At 65.9% G+C, this 16,898-nt stretch carries 17 protein-coding genes; 15 read left to right on the forward strand and 2 right to left on the reverse strand.

What is annotated here, in order from left to right; translation table 11 throughout:
* Nucleotides 1–3: 3 nt before the first annotated feature.
* Both rimM and trmD read left to right on the forward strand, forming a co-directional pair.
* Nucleotides 4–522, forward strand: a complete 519-nt coding sequence (rimM, locus tag ABQE89_RS08780) for a ribosome maturation factor RimM (protein ID WP_448415912.1) — start codon at nucleotides 4–6, stop codon at nucleotides 520–522.
* A gap of 3 nt (nucleotides 523–525) precedes the next feature.
* Nucleotides 526–1,203, forward strand: a complete 678-nt coding sequence (trmD, locus tag ABQE89_RS08785) for a tRNA (guanosine(37)-N1)-methyltransferase TrmD (RefSeq protein WP_448415913.1) — start codon at nucleotides 526–528, stop codon at nucleotides 1,201–1,203.
* Here trmD and ABQE89_RS08790 read toward each other — a convergent pair.
* Nucleotides 1,200–2,147, reverse strand: coding sequence for a serine hydrolase (locus ABQE89_RS08790; RefSeq protein ID WP_448415914.1), 948 nt, complete (start codon nucleotides 2,145–2,147; stop codon nucleotides 1,200–1,202). The two genes, trmD and ABQE89_RS08790, sit on opposite strands and share 4 nt — an antisense overlap.
* Nucleotides 2,148–2,477: 330 nt before the next feature.
* On the opposite strand from ABQE89_RS08790, the gene rplS reads away from it, so the two are divergent.
* The 11 genes from rplS to ABQE89_RS08845 all read left to right on the forward strand — a co-directional run bounded on the left by rplS (nucleotide 2,478) and on the right by ABQE89_RS08845 (nucleotide 13,220).
* A complete protein-coding gene (rplS, locus tag ABQE89_RS08795) occupies nucleotides 2,478–2,819 on the forward strand; it encodes a 50S ribosomal protein L19 (protein WP_448415915.1) in 342 nt (113 codons plus the stop codon).
* 89 nt (nucleotides 2,820–2,908) lie between these two features.
* Nucleotides 2,909–3,739: a signal peptidase I gene (lepB, locus tag ABQE89_RS08800; RefSeq protein ID WP_448415916.1), complete on the forward strand. Its 831-nt coding sequence runs from the start codon at nucleotides 2,909–2,911 to the stop codon at nucleotides 3,737–3,739.
* Nucleotides 3,740–3,747: 8 nt separating this feature from the next.
* Nucleotides 3,748–4,431: a ribonuclease HII gene (locus ABQE89_RS08805; protein ID WP_448415917.1), complete on the forward strand. Its 684-nt coding sequence runs from the start codon at nucleotides 3,748–3,750 to the stop codon at nucleotides 4,429–4,431.
* 74 nt (nucleotides 4,432–4,505) lie between these two features.
* Entirely contained in the window at nucleotides 4,506–4,811 is a 306-nt protein-coding gene (locus ABQE89_RS08810) for a DUF2469 domain-containing protein (RefSeq protein WP_448415918.1), read from the forward strand.
* Nucleotides 4,812–5,330: 519 nt separating this feature from the next.
* Complete coding sequence (locus tag ABQE89_RS08815; RefSeq protein WP_448415919.1) at nucleotides 5,331–6,524, forward strand: MCE family protein; 1,194 nt, start codon at nucleotides 5,331–5,333, stop codon at nucleotides 6,522–6,524.
* Nucleotides 6,521–7,546: an MCE family protein gene (locus tag ABQE89_RS08820; RefSeq protein WP_448415920.1), complete on the forward strand. Its 1,026-nt coding sequence runs from the start codon at nucleotides 6,521–6,523 to the stop codon at nucleotides 7,544–7,546. The genes ABQE89_RS08815 and ABQE89_RS08820 overlap by 4 nt, the downstream gene beginning before the upstream one ends.
* The gene (locus ABQE89_RS08825; RefSeq protein ID WP_448415921.1) at nucleotides 7,546–8,649 is read left to right on the forward strand and encodes an MCE family protein; all 1,104 of its coding nucleotides are present in this window, start codon (nucleotides 7,546–7,548) and stop codon (nucleotides 8,647–8,649) included. The genes ABQE89_RS08820 and ABQE89_RS08825 overlap by 1 nt, the downstream gene beginning before the upstream one ends.
* Entirely contained in the window at nucleotides 8,646–10,052 is a 1,407-nt protein-coding gene (locus ABQE89_RS08830; RefSeq protein WP_448415922.1) for an MCE family protein, read from the forward strand. Before ABQE89_RS08825 ends, ABQE89_RS08830 begins: the two co-directional genes overlap by 4 nt.
* Entirely contained in the window at nucleotides 10,049–11,215 is a 1,167-nt protein-coding gene (locus tag ABQE89_RS08835) for an MCE family protein (protein WP_448415923.1), read from the forward strand. The genes ABQE89_RS08830 and ABQE89_RS08835 overlap by 4 nt, the downstream gene beginning before the upstream one ends.
* Nucleotides 11,215–12,735: an MCE family protein gene (locus ABQE89_RS08840; protein WP_448415924.1), complete on the forward strand. Its 1,521-nt coding sequence runs from the start codon at nucleotides 11,215–11,217 to the stop codon at nucleotides 12,733–12,735. The genes ABQE89_RS08835 and ABQE89_RS08840 overlap by 1 nt, the downstream gene beginning before the upstream one ends.
* Entirely contained in the window at nucleotides 12,732–13,220 is a 489-nt protein-coding gene (locus ABQE89_RS08845) for an Rv2253/PknI dimerization domain-containing protein (protein WP_448415925.1), read from the forward strand. Before ABQE89_RS08840 ends, ABQE89_RS08845 begins: the two co-directional genes overlap by 4 nt.
* On the opposite strand, the gene ABQE89_RS08850 is transcribed toward ABQE89_RS08845, so the two are convergent.
* The gene (locus tag ABQE89_RS08850; RefSeq protein WP_448415926.1) at nucleotides 13,204–14,310 is read right to left on the reverse strand and encodes an NAD(P)H-dependent amine dehydrogenase family protein; all 1,107 of its coding nucleotides are present in this window, start codon (nucleotides 14,308–14,310) and stop codon (nucleotides 13,204–13,206) included. The genes ABQE89_RS08845 and ABQE89_RS08850 overlap by 17 nt on opposite strands.
* A 297-nt stretch (nucleotides 14,311–14,607) precedes the next feature.
* On the opposite strand from ABQE89_RS08850, the gene ABQE89_RS08855 reads away from it, so the two are divergent.
* Complete coding sequence (locus tag ABQE89_RS08855) at nucleotides 14,608–15,681, forward strand: NAD(P)H-dependent amine dehydrogenase family protein (RefSeq protein WP_448415927.1); 1,074 nt, start codon at nucleotides 14,608–14,610, stop codon at nucleotides 15,679–15,681.
* 19 nt (nucleotides 15,682–15,700) lie between these two features.
* Nucleotides 15,701–16,897: a cytochrome P450 gene (locus tag ABQE89_RS08860; protein WP_448415928.1), complete on the forward strand. Its 1,197-nt coding sequence runs from the start codon at nucleotides 15,701–15,703 to the stop codon at nucleotides 16,895–16,897.
* The last annotated feature ends 1 nt before the right edge of the window (nucleotide 16,898 follow it).

Consider the following 16,898-nt stretch of genomic DNA (forward strand, 5'->3'; position numbering starts at 1 on the left):
GCGATGGACCTCGTTGTCGGGCGGGTGGTGAAGGCCCACGGCGTCACCGGCGAGGTCGTGGTGGAGGTCCGCACCGACGACCCCGATAGCCGCTTCACGGCCGGGAGCACGCTGCGTGGCAGACCCGCCAAGGGCGGAGAAGAACGCCACTTCGTCATCGAGTCCGTGCGCGCGCACGGCGGTCGACTGCTCGTGCGGATCGCGGGGGTGACCGACCGCGATTCCGCCGACGCGCTGCGCGGCATCGTGTTCGTCGTCGATTCGGCGGACCTGCCGCCCATCGAGGAACCCGACGAGTACTACGACCATCAACTCGAGGGTCTGGCGGTGCGCACCACCGATGGGGTGCCGGTGGGCACCGTCGCCGAGGTACTGCATACCGCCGCGGGCGAACTGCTTTCGGTGCGCAGCGACGAGCGCGAAGTGCTGGTGCCGTTCGTCAAGGCGATCGTGACGTCGGTGTCGCTGTCGGATCAGGTGATCGAGATCGACCCGCCCGACGGACTTCTCGAGCTCGGGTGACCCATGCGCATTGACGTGGTGACGATCTTTCCGGAATATCTCGATCCGCTACGCCAATCCTTGCCGGGCAAGGCGATCGAGGCGGGCATCGTCGAGTTGGGCGTCCACGATCTGCGGCGCTGGACCCATGACGTGCACCGCTCGGTGGATGACACCCCGTACGGCGGCGGTCCGGGCATGGTGATGAAGGCGCCGGTCTGGGGCGAGGCGCTCGACGAAATATGTTCGGAACAGACGCTTCTGGTGGTCCCCACCCCTGCAGGCCGGCTGTTCACCCAGGCCGACGCCGAACGGTGGAGCGCAGAGCAGCATCTGGTGTTCGCCTGCGGGCGCTACGAGGGCATCGACCAGCGGGTCGTCGACGATGCGGCGCGCCGGATGCGTGTGGAGGAGGTGTCGATCGGTGACTACGTGCTGCCCGGCGGTGAGTCGGCGGCGCTGGTGATGATCGAGACCGTCGTCCGACTGCTTCCCGAGGTGCTGGGCAATCCCGCGTCACATCAAGACGATTCGCATTCCGACGGGTTGCTGGAAGGGCCGAGCTACACCCGGCCGCCGAGCTGGCGCGGGCTGGACGTGCCCGAGATCCTGCTCTCCGGCGACCACGCGAAGATCGCCGCCTGGCGCCGCGAGCAGAGCCTGCACCGCACGCGTGAGCGCCGTCCCGACCTGCTGGACTAGATTCGCCCGCCGGGGAACATGGTCTTGACGGCCTCGGTGATCGTGTCGCGTGCGGTCACGTCGTCGGTGGGTTGCATCGAGCCGATCGCCATCACGTAACGCCGATCCGGGCCGATCACGCCCGTCGACAGGTGGACCCAGTTGGCGCCGTTCCAGCAGCAGAACCAGCCCTGTTTGACCGCGACGGGTTCGGCGTTGAGCCCGTCGGGGATGCCGAACCGCTGCGGATACACGCCGCCGGGAACCGTGCCGTCCGGTGCGGTCGGGGTGTGCCGCGCCAGGTCCGACAGGATGATGTTCGCCTGCTCGGGCGGCAACCCGCCGGCGCCGGACAGCAACATGTCGTAGTAGTGGACGATGTCGGCGGTCGTGCTCAACGTGTTGAACCAGCGCCCGTTGTAGGGCGCGGTGGTGGCGTTCAGGCCGTAGCGGTCCTTGATCCGGCCGATGACGTCGCTGCCGCCGCTGCGGTTCCAGAAGACCTCGGCCGCGCTGTCGTCGGAGGCCCGCAACATCACGTCGAGGCCCTCGCGGTCCTCGGGGGACAGTTGTGTCTTGCCCTCGGCCACCTGCAGCAGCAGGTCGTCGGCGATGAACACCTTGACCACCGACGCGATCGGCATCGCCATCGCGTTGCCGTTGGACACGGTCTGGCCGGTATTGCGATCCAGCACCGTGACCGTGAGGTCGGCGCCTGAGGCCGCGGCGGCCGCGGTGGCCTGCTCGGTTCGCTCCTGCAGCCCCTTGAACGTGGCGGCCGGTTCGTCGGGCGGCGCCTCGGGAAGCGGGGCCATGTTGCCCTGAGGTGCGATGACGATCAGGGGCTCGCCCGCGGGCTGCGCGGGCGGGGTGCCGTACACCAGGGCCTCGCAGCCGGACCCGACCAGTACCGCAACGCTGACCGCTGTCACCGTGGTGACCAGCTTCGACGGCCGTCGCCGCATCGCCCTCCCTCGTCCGCTTGAGCGTGCAGAAGCAGTTCATGAGCCTCGCTGAAGATTCCCTGCTCTGCCGTACCCGCTGTTCATCAGCCTAACCGTCGGTGGCCCGGCGCGCGGTGTCCGCCGGGCCAGCGTTTCGCGCTCGACTATGCTCGCGTACGCCTGGATTTCGCCCGGCAGGGGCGGGTCTGGCACAATTGAGCAGTTGTCCGCGCGGGTCCGAGTGCGCCCGCTGCGAGATGCACCCCGATACGCCCGATAGATCGGCCCGGCGTCGCGTCATTTTCGCGACAGAAGCGCCGGCAGCCGCCAACACGCAAGGAAGTGTCACCGATGAACACGCTGGACTTCGTCGATAAGGCGTCGCTGCGCGACGACATCCCGGACTTCGGCGCCGGCGACACGGTAAACGTGCACGTGAAGGTCATCGAGGGCTCCAAGGAGCGCATCCAGGTCTTCAAGGGTGTCGTGCTGCGTCGGCAGGGCGGTGGTGTCCGGGAGACCTTCACCGTGCGCAAGGAGAGCTACGGCGTCGGCGTCGAGCGGACCTTCCCGGTGCACTCACCCAACGTCGACCGCATCGAGGTCGTCACCCGCGGTGACGTGCGCCGCGCCAAGCTGTACTACCTGCGCGAACTGCGTGGCAAGAAGGCGAAGATCAAGGAAAAGCGCTGACTGCGCCCGCGGGTCGCGTCGGCCCCGGGGCCTGACCCGTGGAACGTGAGCGGCGCGGGGGTGAACACCGTGCTGGCTACCCTGATGCGGTGACCGGATCCTCTATCGACCCCGACCAGCCCGTCGAGCCAACGCTCGAGGACGCCGAACCGGACAACGAGGGCGAGCAGCCCAAGAAGAAGCACGGCGCCGTCCGCGAATTCGCGATCCTCGTCTCGATCGCGCTGGTCCTGTATTACGTCATGCTGACGTTCGTCGCGCGCCCCTACCTGATCCCCTCGGAGTCGATGGAGCCGACGCTGCACGGCTGCCCCGGTTGCACGGGCGACCGCATCATGGTCGACAAGCTGACCTACCGGTTCACGTCGCCGGAGCCCGGCGACGTGATCGTGTTCAAGGGCCCGCCGAACTGGAGCATCGGCTACAAATCCATCCGCTCCGACAACACCGCACTGCGCTGGGTGCAGAACGCGCTGTCGTTCGTCGGGTTCGTCCCGCCCGACGAGAACGATCTGGTCAAGCGCGTCATCGCGGTGGGCGGGCAGACCGTCGAGTGCCGGGCGAGCACCGGGTTGACCGTCGACGGCCAACCCCTCGACGAGCCGTACCTCGACCCGACCACGATGTCGGCGGACCCGAAGATCTATCCGTGCCTGGGTAATGAGTTCGGACCGGTGAAGGTGCCCGAGGACCGGCTGTGGGTGATGGGGGACAACCGCACCCACTCGGCGGACTCGCGTGTGCACTGCACCAACAGCCCCGCCGACGCGCAACGCGGCCTGTTGTGCACGGGTGACCCACAGGCCGGAACCATCCCGGTAGACAATGTGATCGGAAAGGCACGGTTCATCGCCTGGCCGCCGTCGCGGTGGGGCGGGGTGGCCAGCCCGAACCCGCAGGTGAATTCTCAGTCGCAATAGGAGTGCAGTTGCCGCCGACCTGGCCTCCGCGAACCGTGATCCGGAAGTCCTCGGGGCTGCGGACCCTGGAATCCGCGCTGTATCGCAGCGGGCTGGGCCCGGTGGCGGGCGTCGACGAGGTCGGCCGCGGGGCGTGCGCGGGGCCGTTGGTGGTGGCCGCCTGTGTGCTCGGCCCGAACCGGCTGGAAAGCCTGTCGGCCCTCGACGACTCGAAGAAACTCAACGCCGCCGAACGCGAGCGATTGTTCCCGCTGATCCGGCGTTACGCACTGGCCTACCACGTGGTGTTCATCCCGTCGGTGGAGGTGGATCGGCGCGGGGTACATGTGGCCAACATCGAGGGGATGCGACGGGCGGTGGCGGGCCTGTCGGTGCGGCCCGGTTACGTGCTCTCCGACGGATTCCGGGTGCCAGGCCTGCCGGTGCCCTCCTTGCCGGTGGTCGGAGGCGATGCGGCGGCCGCGTGTATCGCGGCGGCCAGTGTGCTGGCCAAGGTCAGTCGCGACCGGCTGATGGTCAAGCTGGAGAACGAGCATCCCGGCTACGGCTTCGCCGATCACAAGGGGTACAGCACTCCGGCGCACAGCGCGGCGCTGGCCGAACTGGGGCCGTGCGGTCAGCACCGCTACTCCTTCATCAACGTGCGCCGCCTGGTCAGGGTCGACGGCGAACTGGTGCCCGCCGGTCCGTGAAAGGAGCCCGAGCGGCAGAGCCGATTGGAGTGGGGGAAGATGGAACAACATGGACGTGAAGGACAGCTGAGCCGATGAGTGCCGAAGATCTCGAGAAGTACGAGACCGAGATGGAGCTCTCGCTCTACCGCGAATACAAGGACATCGTCGGACAGTTCAGCTATGTCGTGGAGACCGAGCGGCGCTTCTACCTCGCCAACCACGTCGAACTGGTTCCTCGCAACTCCGAGGGCGAGGTCTATTTCGAACTGCGACTGACCGATGCCTGGGTGTGGGACATGTACCGGCCCGCGCGCTTCGTCAAACAGGTCCGGGTCATCACGTTCAAGGACGTCAACATCGAGGAAGTCGAAAAGCCCGAGTTGCGACTGCCGGAGTGAGTTCGGCCCACCTGGATCTCTATCTTCATAAAGATTGCGATTCTGGCCGATTGTGGGGCGCAGAGGGTTCATCATTGACGCGTCGGCCAGGGGGCGCTGCCATCGTCGCCACCCCGAGGAGGCCAGGTGGCTGATTGCCGCGTGCACGACCTAATGTTTGCTCTGCATTGATTCCCTCGTGACCCGCTCGCCCGTGGGTAGACGCATACCGTTCAGTTGTTTCACTCTCTAGACAGTAAACGGCACACTGTCTCAGATTAGGCTCTTGAACAGCGGCTAGACATATGGCAGCCTTACTCAGCAAACGATATTGTCAACGTGAAGACCCCTGCACCCCCGGGTCCGGAGCACTCCTCGCGTAGGCGCCCGTCGAACCTTCGGGAGTAATTGACCCAAAAATATGTTCCCACGTAGAGTCGTGCACCGTCGTCCAACACACGGTTGGAGTGGGATCGGCTTGTCATTCCGAGCAGCGGTGTGTGTCTCAGCGCGTCCTCGGTACCCGTGCGGAGGCCGACGGTGACCCGGAATCTGCTGCGCCCACTCATCGGCTTGGTGTCCATCGGCCTGCTCGTGGTGGTGTTCTTGTTGGCGGCCAACCTGTTCCGGGGTGGCTTCACCGAAAGCGTTCCGGTCACCGTCGTCTCGCAGCGTGCCGGCCTGGTGATGAACGCCGACGCCAAGGTTCAGGTGCGTGGAGTTCAGGTGGGCCGGGTGGCTTCGGTCGAGGAGTTGCCGAGCGGCGAGGCGGCCCTGCACCTGGCGATGGACCCGTCGCGGCTGGACGCCGTTCCGGCCAACGCGCTGGTCGACATCGCCTCGCCGACGGTGTTCGGTGCCAAGCAGGTTCAGTTCGTGTTTCCCGCCGACCCGTCACCGGAATCGCTGCGTGCCGGACAGGTCATCACCGCCCAACACGTGATGGTCGAGGTGAATACGGTCTTCGAGAAGTTGACCGCAGTATTGGCCGCGGTCGAACCCGCCAAGCTGAACCAGACGTTGAACGCGCTCGCGTCGGCGCTGTCCGGGCGCGGTGAGAAACTCGGGCAGACCTTTTCGGATCTCGACGCCTACCTGGCCAGCCTCGACCCCGTGCTGCCGTCGTTGCGGCATGACCTTGCGGTGGCCCCCGACGTGCTTCGGGCGTACGCCGACGCATCGGCCGATTTCGTCTCCATCGCCGACAGTGCCGCGGTCATCAGCGAAACGCTCGTCGAAGAGCAGCACAATCTCGATGCGGCGCTGGTCAGCGTCATCGGGCTGGCCGACATCGGCAACCAGGTGGTGGGGGACAACCGCCAACCGCTGACCGACGTGCTTCGGCTACTGGTACCGACCACCGAACTCACCAACGAGTACAACCAGGCGCTGTGGTGCGCGCTGGCCGGAATGGTCGAGGCGTCACATCTGCCCCCGTTGAAGGAGCCCGGGGTCATGGTGCTGGCCGGCTTCCTGTGGGGGCAGGAGCGCTACCGCTATCCACTCGACCTGCCGAAGGCGGGCGCAGAGGGTGGCCCGCAATGCACGGGGCTACCGAGGCTGCCGTTCGAAACCGTCGCGCCGTATGTCGTCGCCGACACCGGCACCAACCCGTGGCGCCGAACCTATCCCGGTATCGTGCTCAACTCCGACCTCATCAAGCAGATCATGTTCGGCGACACCGAAACTGCCGGCCCGCCGCGCAATTCCGCACAGATCGGACAGCCCGGATGAGGCGCTCACTGCGACCGACCCTGGTCAAGTTCGGTGTTTTCGCTTTCGTGATGACGATCTTGACGGCCTCGCTGTTCTTCATCTTCGGGCAGTACCAGACCGGAGCAACCAAGGGCTACTCCGCGGTGTTCGCCGACGTGTCGCGGCTGGAGGCAGGCCAGTCGGTGCGCGTGGCCGGCATGCGTGTCGGCACCGTCAACGGGGTCAAGCTGCAGCGGGACAAGTCGGTGGTGGTGACCTTCGACGCCGAGCCCGGTGTGCGGCTCACCACCGAGACCCGGGCCGCGGTGCGCTATCTCAACCTCGTCGGCGACCGTTATCTGGAACTGATCGACGGGCCCGACGGTGCCCCGCTGGGGCCTGGTGCGCAGATTCCGGTGCAGCACACGCAATCCGCGTTGGATCTCGATCTGCTGTTGGGCGGATTGAAGCCCGTCATCCGTGGACTCAACGCCCAGGACGTCAATGCGCTGTCGGCGTCGCTGATTTCGATCTTTCAGGGCCAGGGCGGCACGCTGCAGTCCCTGCTGTCCAACACGTCGGGTTTCACCACCGCCCTCGCGGAGCACAACCAGACCATTCAGGCGCTGATCGACAACCTGCGCACCCTGCTCGCAACGCTGACGGCAGAAGGCGACAAGTTCTCCGGCACCATCGAGCGGCTGGAGACATTGGTGACCGAGCTTGCCGCCGAACGCGATCCGATCGGCACCGCCATCGAATCGCTGAACAACGGCACGGCCTCGGTGGCCGAGTTGCTGACCGGAGCGCGACCCCCGCTGGCGGGAACCATCGACGAGCTCAGCCGATTGGCGGTCAACCTGGACTTCCAGAAAGACCGGCTGGACACCGCACTGCAGAAGGCCCCGGAGAACTACCGCAAGCTCACTCGCACCGGCTCCTACGGCAGCTTCTTCAATTACTACATCTGCGAACTCAAGTGGCGAGTGACCGACCTGCAAGGCCGGACCGCGGAGTTCCCGTGGATCCGGCAGGAAAGCGGGAGGTGCACCGAGCCCTGATGCTGAGATACCGTGGCAGCCAACTCATCCGCTCAGGATTCATGGGCGTGGTGCTGATCGTGCTCGTGGTCGCGGTCGGCCTTGCTCCCGAACGGCTTGCCGCGTGGGCCACCGCGATCCGATACCAGGCACAGTTCGCCGACGCCGGCGGCGTCGCGACGGGCAACGACGTGGTGATCTCCGGGATCAAAGTCGGCACGGTCTCGGACGTGGCGTTGCGCGGACGAAATGCCCTGGTGACCTTCGCCATCGACGGCACAGTGGAACTCGGGTCGGACACCACCGCACACGTGCGCACCGGCACACTTCTGGGCGAACGTGTGCTGACGTTGGAGTCACACGGCGAGGGCACCATGGGCCCGATGGACGTCATCCCGGTGTCCCGTACCGCGTCGCCGTATTCGCTGACCGAGGCGGTCAGCGAGTTGACGACCAACACCGCAGACACCGACACCGCCGCGCTGAACCGGTCGCTTGACACGTTGTCCGCGACACTGGACCAGGTTGCGCCCGAACTCAGCCCGACCTTCGAGGGCGTCACGAGGCTGTCGAAGGCCATCAACGAGCGCGACGACACCTTGGACGCGCTGCTGGAAAGCGGCGCCGAGGTCACCAGGATCCTGTCGGATCGCAGCCAGCAGGTGAACACGCTGATACTCAACGCCAACGACCTGGTCGCGGTGCTCTCCGAGCGCCGCCGCGCCATCGTGGAACTGCTGGTGCACATCTCTGCGCTGTCCAAACAGATGTCGGGCCTGATCGAAGACAACGAAGAAGCGTTGGCGCCGACACTGGACAAACTCAACGCGGTGACGGCGGTCCTGGAGAAGAACCGAGACAACATCGCCAAGGCCCTCCCTGGGTTGGCGAAGTTCCAGATCACCCTTGGCGAGACGATCGGCAACGGCCCCTACTACCAGGCCTACATCCCCAACATCGCGTTCGGGCAACTGCTGCAGCCGTGGCTGGACTACGCCTTCGGCTTCCGGCGCGGCGTGAACGCGGGTCAACCGCCGGACAATGCCGGGCCCCGCGCCGAACTGCCGTTCCCGTACAACGGCATCCCCGAACCCTGGGAACAGTGGGGGGAGCCACCCCGATGACCGCAAACCGCTTGTTCAGGCTCGGGATCGCCACGGCGTTGGTCGCGATCCTGGTCGGCGGGGTGGCCGTGGTGCTGCACCGAACCCTGTTGCGGCCCACCGCGATAACCGCATACTTCACCACCGCCACCGCGATTTATCCCGGAGACGAGGTGCGCATCGCCGGGGTGAAGGTCGGCACCATCGACTCGATCCAGCCGGTCGGCACCCAGGCGAAGATGACGCTGACCCTCGACCACGGAATCCGCGTCCCCGCCGACGCCAAGGCGGTTATCGTCACCCAGAATCTCGTCGCGGCACGCTACGTGCAACTGACTCCGGCCTACGAATCGGGCCCGGAACTGGCCGACGGTGCGGTGATTCCGGTCGAACGCACCGCTGTGCCCGTCGAGTGGAACGAGGTCAAAGAGCAGTTGATGCGGCTGGCGACCGAGTTGGGGCCCGACGCGGGCGCATCGACAGGTTCTGTCGGACGGTTCGTCGACAGCGCCGCGGCGGCGTTGGAGGGCAACGGCGACAAGTTGCGTCAGACGATCTCACAACTGTCCGGTGTGGGACGCATCCTGGCCGAGGGGAGTGGGAACGTCGTCGACACCATCACCAACCTGGCGACGTTCGTCACCGCGCTGCGCGACAGCAACGCTGCAATCGTGCAGTTCCAGAACAGGTTCGCGACGCTGACCAGCGTGGTCGACGACAGCAGGTCCGATCTCGACGCGGCACTGACAAGCCTGTCCGAGGTGGTCGGTGAGACGACCCGGTTCATCGAGGGCACCAGGGACAAGACGGCCGAGCAGATTCAAAGGTTGGCGGCGGTCACCCAGAACCTCGCGGATCACCGGCTGGATCTGGAGAACGTTCTGCACATCGCGCCGCATTCGATTGCCAACGCGGTCAACATGTTCGATCCCCGCACCGGCGCGGCCAGCGGGGTGTTCGTGATCACCAACATGCAGAACCCGGTGTGGTTCATCTGCGGGATGATCGGCGCGCTGGAGAACGTCACCGCACCGTCGACGTCCAAGTTGTGTGCGCAGTACCTGGGTCCCGGATTACGACTGGCGAACTTCAATCTTCTGCCGTTTCCGTTCAACCCGTTCCTGACCGCCAACCCACCTCCGCACATGCTGCGCTACAGCGAGCCGTCGCTGATGCCCGGCGCGGCACAACCGCGCGACCCCGAACCGCCACCCGCGGTGTCGGCCTACACCGGAATGGGAGATGTGCCGCCGCCACCCGGTTTCGGACCGCCGCCGGGCCCCCCGCGGGGACCGCTGCCCCGTGTGGCGGCGCCCACCGGCGGCCCGCCCGTCCTGCAGGACCTGTTGCTTCCCGCGGAACGGCCGCACGGGCCCGCCGATGCACCGCCGCCGGGTCCGCCCTCGGAGGGGACGCCGCCATGACCCGAATGAGGCGCCGTGTCGCGGCACTTGGCTCGGCTGTGATGCTCACGGTCAGCGGGTGCGCCTTTCAAGGAGTGAACTCGCTACCGCTGCCGGGTGCGGTCGGTCGTGCCCCGGGCGCCCATGTGTATCATCTCGAGCTCGCGAATATCGGTACGTTGGAGTCGAATTCGCCGGTAATGATCGATGACGTCGTGGTGGGCAGTGTCGGAAAGATGACGTTGCACGGCTGGCACGTCGATCTCGAGGTGTCGGTGGGCCCCGACGTGATTGTTCCCGCCAACGCCGTTGCCACCGTCGGCCAGACCAGCCTGCTGGGGTCCATGCACGTGGCGCTCGACCCCGCGCCGGGGCAGACGCCCACCGGCCGGTTACAGCCCGGCGCCACGATCGGCCTGGCCGATTCGTCGACCTACCCGTCGACCGAACAGACGCTGTCGTCGCTGGCAGCGGTGGTCAACGGTGGGGGACTAGGCCAGACCGCCGACATCATCGGCAACTTCAACGCCGCGCTGTCCGGACGCCAGGACGCCGTACGGGATCTGATCACCCGGCTGGACACCTTCGTCGGCACGCTCTACGAGCAGCGTGACAACATCGTCGCGACCATCGACGAGTTGAACCGCTTCTCGGCCCGACTCAGCGACCAACAGGAGGTGCTGACCCGAGCGCTGAACACGATCCCGCCCGCGCTGGATGTGTTGCTCGCCGAGCGGCCGAAATTCATCACGGCACTTGAAGAACTGGGTAGGTTCAGCGACACCGTGTCCGGTCTCGTCCACGACACCCAGGCCGACCTGGTGAGGAATCTGCAGAACCTCGAGCCGACGCTGCGTGCGCTGGCCGACGTCGGACCGGAGATCGACACCGCTCTGGCCTACCTCCCGACGTTCCCGTTGACCCAGAACCTCATCGACCGCGGTGTCCGAGGCGACTATGTAAACCTTTTCGTGACGGTTGATCTCACCAACGCGCGGATCAAGAGGGGTATGTTGCTCGGCACCCGACTCGGTCAGGACCGGGCATCGTTGGTGCCTGCGCCCGGCGACCCGGGCTACGACGCCTACTACACGAAGTACCCGCTGGGCGTAGGAACCTCGCCACCGTTCGGGCCGATTCCCGACGCGGCGCCGGCGCCGTGGGAGCCGGGAGGTGGTGGCTGATGCTGTCCCGGTTCGTCCGCATCCAACTGGTCATCTTCTCGATCGCGTCGATCGTGGGCGTGCTGGTGATGGTGTTCGCGTACATGCAGGTGCCGACGCTACTGGGCATCGGCCGCATCACGGTGACACTCGAGCTTCCGACGTCGGGGGGCCTGTACCGGTTCGCCAACGTCACCTACCGCGGGGTGCAGGTCGGCAAGGTCACGGCGATGGATGTGTCCCGTGAGCGTGCCACCGCCACACTGTCACTGGACACCTCGCCGAAGATTCCGGCCGACCTGGTCGCGGAGGTACGCAGCGTCTCGGCGATCGGCGAGCAGTACGTCGAACTGTTACCCCGAACGGATTCGCCGCCGTATCTGCATGACGGTTCGGTGATCGCGATGGCCGACACCAAGATTCCACAACCGGTCAGCCCGATGATCGACGGGATCGCCACACTTCTCGACAGCGTCCCCAAGAAGTCGTTGAGCTCGTTGATCGACGAATCGTTCAACGCCTTCGACGGGTCGGGCTACGACATGGGTTCGCTGATCGACTCGTCATCGACTGTCGCCGCGGATCTGAATCGGGTCGCCGAACCGTCGACGAGGCTGATCGAGGACTCCGGGCCCCTGCTGGACGCGCAGGCGCAGACCACCGACGCGCTGCGGCTGTGGGCGCAGAGTCTGGCCGGGATCACCGGGCAGGTGGTGAACAACGACCCGCAGGTGCGCACTCTGCTGCAGCAGGGGCCCGCGGCGGCCGACGAGGTGTCGAACCTGCTCACCCAAATCCAGCCGACCCTGCCGGTGCTGCTCGCCAACCTCACCACATTCGGCCAGGTGGCGGTGACCTACCGTCCGTCGCTCGAACAGGTACTGGTGTTGTTGCCGCCATTCGTGGCCAACGTCCAGTCGTCAGCCCCCGAGAACAACCCGACCGGTATTGCGCTGGGGGACTTCCGGATATCCGTCGCAGATCCCAATCCGTGCACGATCGGATTTCTGCCGCCGTCGCAGTGGCGGTCACCTGCGGATCTGACGACTCTGGACACTCCCGACGGGGTGTACTGCAAGCTGCCACAGGATTCGCCGGTGGTCGTGCGCGGTGCGCGCAACGCCCCGTGCATGGGGGTGCCCGGCAAACGGGCGCCGACGGTGGAGATCTGCTACAGCGACAAGCCCTACCAACCACTGGCCATGCGCCAGCACGCACTCGGGCCGAGTCCGATCGATCCCAACCTGATCTCGCAGGGCGTTCCGCCCGATGATCGGGTCACGTTCGAGGAGAACATCCACGCGCCGGTCCAGGGCACGGCACTACCGCCGGGCGTGCCACCACCGCCAGGAGCGCCCGTGCCCGCGGTGCCGAATTCGTTCGGCACCGGCGCCCCCGGCCCGGATCCGTCGGTGGCGATCGCGCATTACGACCCGCAGACCGGCCAGTACGCCGCACCGGACGGGCACACCGGCCGACAGACCGATTTAATCAACCCGCCGAAGACGTGGCAGGAATTGGTGTACGGGGCGGGGCAGTGAAGGCGGGCCGAGTCCTGTCCACCATCGTGATGACCATCGCGATGGTCATCGGGGCCACGCCATACGCCGTCGCACAGAACGACGTCGCGATCAACGGGACATTCACCGCCTTCTCCGACGGCCAGTGGGCGAAGACCAACAACTCACTGCACCTCGAGAAGAGCGTGACACAGACGTGGGCCATCACGTCGTCGTGCGCCACCTTCCAGGACTGCACCGGGGTGGTGACCAGCGATCAGGGCTGGACCGCCGAACTGGTCTACATGAGTGGGCGATGGAAGGTCAGTCGCACCGTCGAGAACTGGGAGCCCTGCATCGACGGCACGGCGCATCCCGGGCAGCAGAACTTCATCTTCTGGCTCAGCTATCCGCAAGACCGCAACTACTACGTCGGCTGGGACAAGACCCAAGGACCCAGTGGCGCTTGTGGTTTCAACAAGGTTCTGGACGTGGAGATGCCGTTCCGGCTCACCCGCCAGGGTTGAACGCGTGACGTGGAATCGTCAGCGGCAGATCAACCGAGCTGAGCAGCCCCGGCGGGGCCGCCACCACATACGGCACGGCGTTGAGGACCCGCATCGCCGTGGCGACCATGGCGCCTGCGCCCGAGGTCATACTCTCGATGCCCGCCTTTTTTCGGTCGCGGACGGTGGCCGCCATCGTGGCTTCGATGTCGGGTATGCCGGTGATGGACACCTTGTAGCCCAGGGCTCCCGGCAGCGTCGGCCAGTCGGGTGCGACCTCGGGTGCCAACCGGGTGACGTGTTCGATGACGATGGCCTCGTGCCCGTCGACGACACCGATCGCCTGCATCCGCAGTGCGCCGCAGGTGCCGGCTTCGACCGTGCCCATCGCCACCTCCAGCGTCGTGTCGGTCACCGCTCGGTCGAAGGTCTCGCGCACCTCTGAGACCTCGACACCGAGCGCGTCGGCCATCATCCGGATCTGACCCTGCCATTCCCCGGCGATGGCGCCCGGCAGGGAGATCCACGGCTGGTAGTCCAGAGGACGGCCGAATCCCAATGCGTCACGCATGATGTCGGGGACGCCGTAATCGTCGTAAAGGCCGATTTCGCAGCAGTGGATCTTTTCGATCTGGGAGGACTGCGTCGACAGCACAAGGGGAAGATAGTCGGCGGCGAAACCCGGCTCGATGCCCGAGGCGTACAGCGACACCTGACCCTCCTTGGCCGCGGCCGCGAGTTGATCGCGCCACTCGACCGGTTCGTAAGCATGCGGATTGACCAGTCGTGTCGTGCTCGTCGTGACGACGTTGAGTCCGGCGCCCAGCAACCTCACGTAGTCGGGGATGGCCAGGGCGTCTCGCTCTGGACCGCTGGCCGCGTAGATCACGCAGTCTGGTTCGAGTGCGATCAGCGCGTCGGCATCGGTGGTGGCGGCCAGTCCCACCGGCTCGCCGTTGGCCAGTTCGCCTGCGTCCTTGCCGTTTTTGTCGGGGGAGTGCACCCACACCCCGACCAGATCGAGTTCGGGTCGGTGCTCAATGGCTCGGATCGCGATCGAGCCGATACCGCCCGTCGACCACACCACCACCCGGTGCTTGCTCTTCGACATCGTTCCTCCTCGATCGGCGGATTGTCCGCGTCCCCTGAGCCGTGCGGTCGCGTCCGGAACCCGTCCGCGGCACGGGCCGCCGGTCCACTGGGGCCATCGCGGCAGGCTCCTTGCAGGAATGAAACCTAACGTTTGCTCCGGAAGCTAGCAGCGTCAGATGCGCGGGGTCAATAGTCCTCGACAGACGGTGCCGGAGCCGTGCAGATCTGTGGTTGGCTGAACAAAAGTTAGTTAGAGTCGGTCCCCGTGACCCGCCGGCACCCGCGCGGCGTCGACGACCGACAGTAAGGAGATTTCGTGACTTCCGCCCTTCGCACAGTGGTGTGGTCGACCGGAGGGGTCGGGTCGATCGCCGTCGATGCGATCCGGCGACGGCCCGACCTCGACCTTGTGGGCGTGTGGGTGCACTCCGAGGAAAAGGTCGGCAAGGACGCCGGCGTGCTGGCCGGCGGCGACCCGGTCGGCGTAGTGGCGACCAACGATGCCGAGGCGCTGATCGCGCTGCAACCCGACTGCGTGGTGTATGCGGCCAGCGGACCCGAACGCGACGCGGGTGCCGTGCCGGACTACCTACGGCTGTTGTCGGCCGAAATCAATGTCGTCTCAACGACTTCGACCACCCTGGTCTATCCGCCATCGTTCTACTCGCCGGAGTGGCGCGACCAGATGGAGGCCGCGGCCAAGGCGGGGAACGCGTCTTTCTACGCATCCGGCATCTTTCCCGGTTTCGGATCCGACCAACTCGCCCTGCTGCTTTCGACGCAATCGAAGAAGATCAAATGCCTCAAGGTCACCGAAGTCGCCCTCAACGACCACTACCCGGTGGCGGACGTGATGATGAACGGCATGGGTTTCGGTCATCCGCTCGATTTCGAGCCGATGCTCAAGACTCCTGGCTTCATCGAGATGGCCTGGAAGGCGCCGATACATCTGATGGCGGCAGGTCTGGGCGTGGGGGTCTCGGAGATCCACGGCTCGCTCGACCGGCGCATCACCGACCGCGACATCGAGGTGGCGTTCGGCACCATCAAGGCGGGCACCTGCGGAGCGGTGTGCACCCGCGCCGCCGGCGTGGTCAACGGCCGCGAAGCCATCGTGGTCGAGCACATCATCAGGATGTCGCGCGATGTCGCGCCGGATTGGTTGACCTCGGAGTTCGACGCCACGTATCGGGTCGACATCGAAGGCGATCCCGACATCCACTGCTCGATGAACTTGGGGGAGGCCGAAGGACACGGTGCGGGCCACGCCGCGATGGCCGCCACCGCGATGCGGGTGGTCAACGCGATCCCGTATGTCGTCGACGCGCCAGCCGGGCTGCTCAGCGCGCTCGATTTGCCGAACACACTGCCCCGTCACGCATTCGACTGACCGATCAAGGGAAGCGACATTGGTTGACACAGGAACAGTCGAGGTCTACTACGACCCATTTGATTTCGACATCGACGACAATCCGCATCCGATCTGGAAGCGGATGCGCGACGAAGCGCCGCTGTACCACAACGAGAAGTTCGGCTTCTACGCGCTGAGCCGCTTCGAGGACGTGTCGCGGGCGCTGCCGAACTGGGAGACGTACCGTTCCGGGCGCGGGACCACGATCGACATCATCATGAGCGGTGTCGAGGTGCCGCCCGGTGTGATCCTGTTCGAAGATCCGCCGCTGCATGACCTGCACAGACGACTGCTGTCAAAGGTATTCACACCCAGGCGGATGGCGGCGATCGAACCGCTGACCCGGCAGTTCTGCACAAGGGCGCTCGATCCGCTGGTCGGGTCACCACGGTTCGATCTCATCGGGGACCTCGGCGCGCAGGTACCGATGCGCACCATCGGCTACCTGCTCGGCATTCCCGAGGGCGACCAGGAGCAGATCCGCGACAAGACCGGTCGCACACTGGGTCTCAAGGAGGGCCGGTTCCGGACCGTGACCGCCGATGCGTTCGAGAACAGCTACCAGCTCTTCGCCGAGTACATCGACTGGCGCGCCGAGAACCCGTCCGACGACCTGATGACACAGTTGCTCAACGCAGAGATCGAAGAGGATGGTGTAATCCGACCGCTGACCCGCACGGAGGTGCTGACCTACACCAGCATGATCGCGGGCGCAGGCAACGAGACGACCACGCGGCTGATCGGCTTCATCGGTCAGTTGCTCGCCGAGCACCCAGACCAGCGCCGCGAACTCGTCGACGACTTCTCCCTGATCCCCGGCGCGATCGAGGAGGTGCTGCGGTGCGAGGCGCCCTCACCGGTGCAGGCCCGCTACGTCGCCCGAGACACCGAATGCCACGGCGAACAGGTTCCCGAAGGCTCGGTGATGTTGCTGCTCAACGGTTCTGCCAACCGCGATGAACGCCATTTTCCGGATGCCGATCGATTCGACATTCATCGTGGCGGCGCACACCTGTCGTTCGGGCAGGGGCTGCACTTCTGCCTGGGTGCGGCGCTGGCGCGGATGCAGGCTCGGGTGGTGCTCGAGGAGATGTTGCGACGTTGGCCCGAATGGGAGGTCGACTACGACGATGCCGCGATGGCGCACACCTCGAGCGTCCGAGGATGGGGACGGCTGCCCGTCGTCGTCGGCTAGT

This window comes from Mycolicibacterium sp. XJ1819 (assembly GCF_053483675.1).

What these genes read in the sequence shown, in the direction of transcription:
- rimM (WP_448415912.1), top strand. Translation starts at nt 4, where the DNA reads ATGGACCTCGTTGTCGGGCGGGTGGTGAAGGCCCACGGCGTCACCGGC.
- trmD (WP_448415913.1), top strand. Translation starts at nt 526, where the DNA reads ATGCGCATTGACGTGGTGACGATCTTTCCGGAATATCTCGATCCGCTA.
- ABQE89_RS08790 (WP_448415914.1), bottom strand. Translation starts at nt 2,147, where the DNA reads ATGCGGCGACGGCCGTCGAAGCTGGTCACCACGGTGACAGCGGTCAGC.
- rplS (WP_448415915.1), top strand. Translation starts at nt 2,478, where the DNA reads ATGAACACGCTGGACTTCGTCGATAAGGCGTCGCTGCGCGACGACATC.
- ABQE89_RS08810 (WP_448415918.1), top strand. Translation starts at nt 4,506, where the DNA reads ATGAGTGCCGAAGATCTCGAGAAGTACGAGACCGAGATGGAGCTCTCG.
- ABQE89_RS08820 (WP_448415920.1), top strand. Translation starts at nt 6,521, where the DNA reads ATGAGGCGCTCACTGCGACCGACCCTGGTCAAGTTCGGTGTTTTCGCT.
- ABQE89_RS08825 (WP_448415921.1), top strand. Translation starts at nt 7,546, where the DNA reads ATGCTGAGATACCGTGGCAGCCAACTCATCCGCTCAGGATTCATGGGC.
- ABQE89_RS08830 (WP_448415922.1), top strand. Translation starts at nt 8,646, where the DNA reads ATGACCGCAAACCGCTTGTTCAGGCTCGGGATCGCCACGGCGTTGGTC.
- ABQE89_RS08835 (WP_448415923.1), top strand. Translation starts at nt 10,049, where the DNA reads ATGACCCGAATGAGGCGCCGTGTCGCGGCACTTGGCTCGGCTGTGATG.
- ABQE89_RS08840 (WP_448415924.1), top strand. Translation starts at nt 11,215, where the DNA reads ATGCTGTCCCGGTTCGTCCGCATCCAACTGGTCATCTTCTCGATCGCG.
- ABQE89_RS08850 (WP_448415926.1), bottom strand. Translation starts at nt 14,310, where the DNA reads ATGTCGAAGAGCAAGCACCGGGTGGTGGTGTGGTCGACGGGCGGTATC.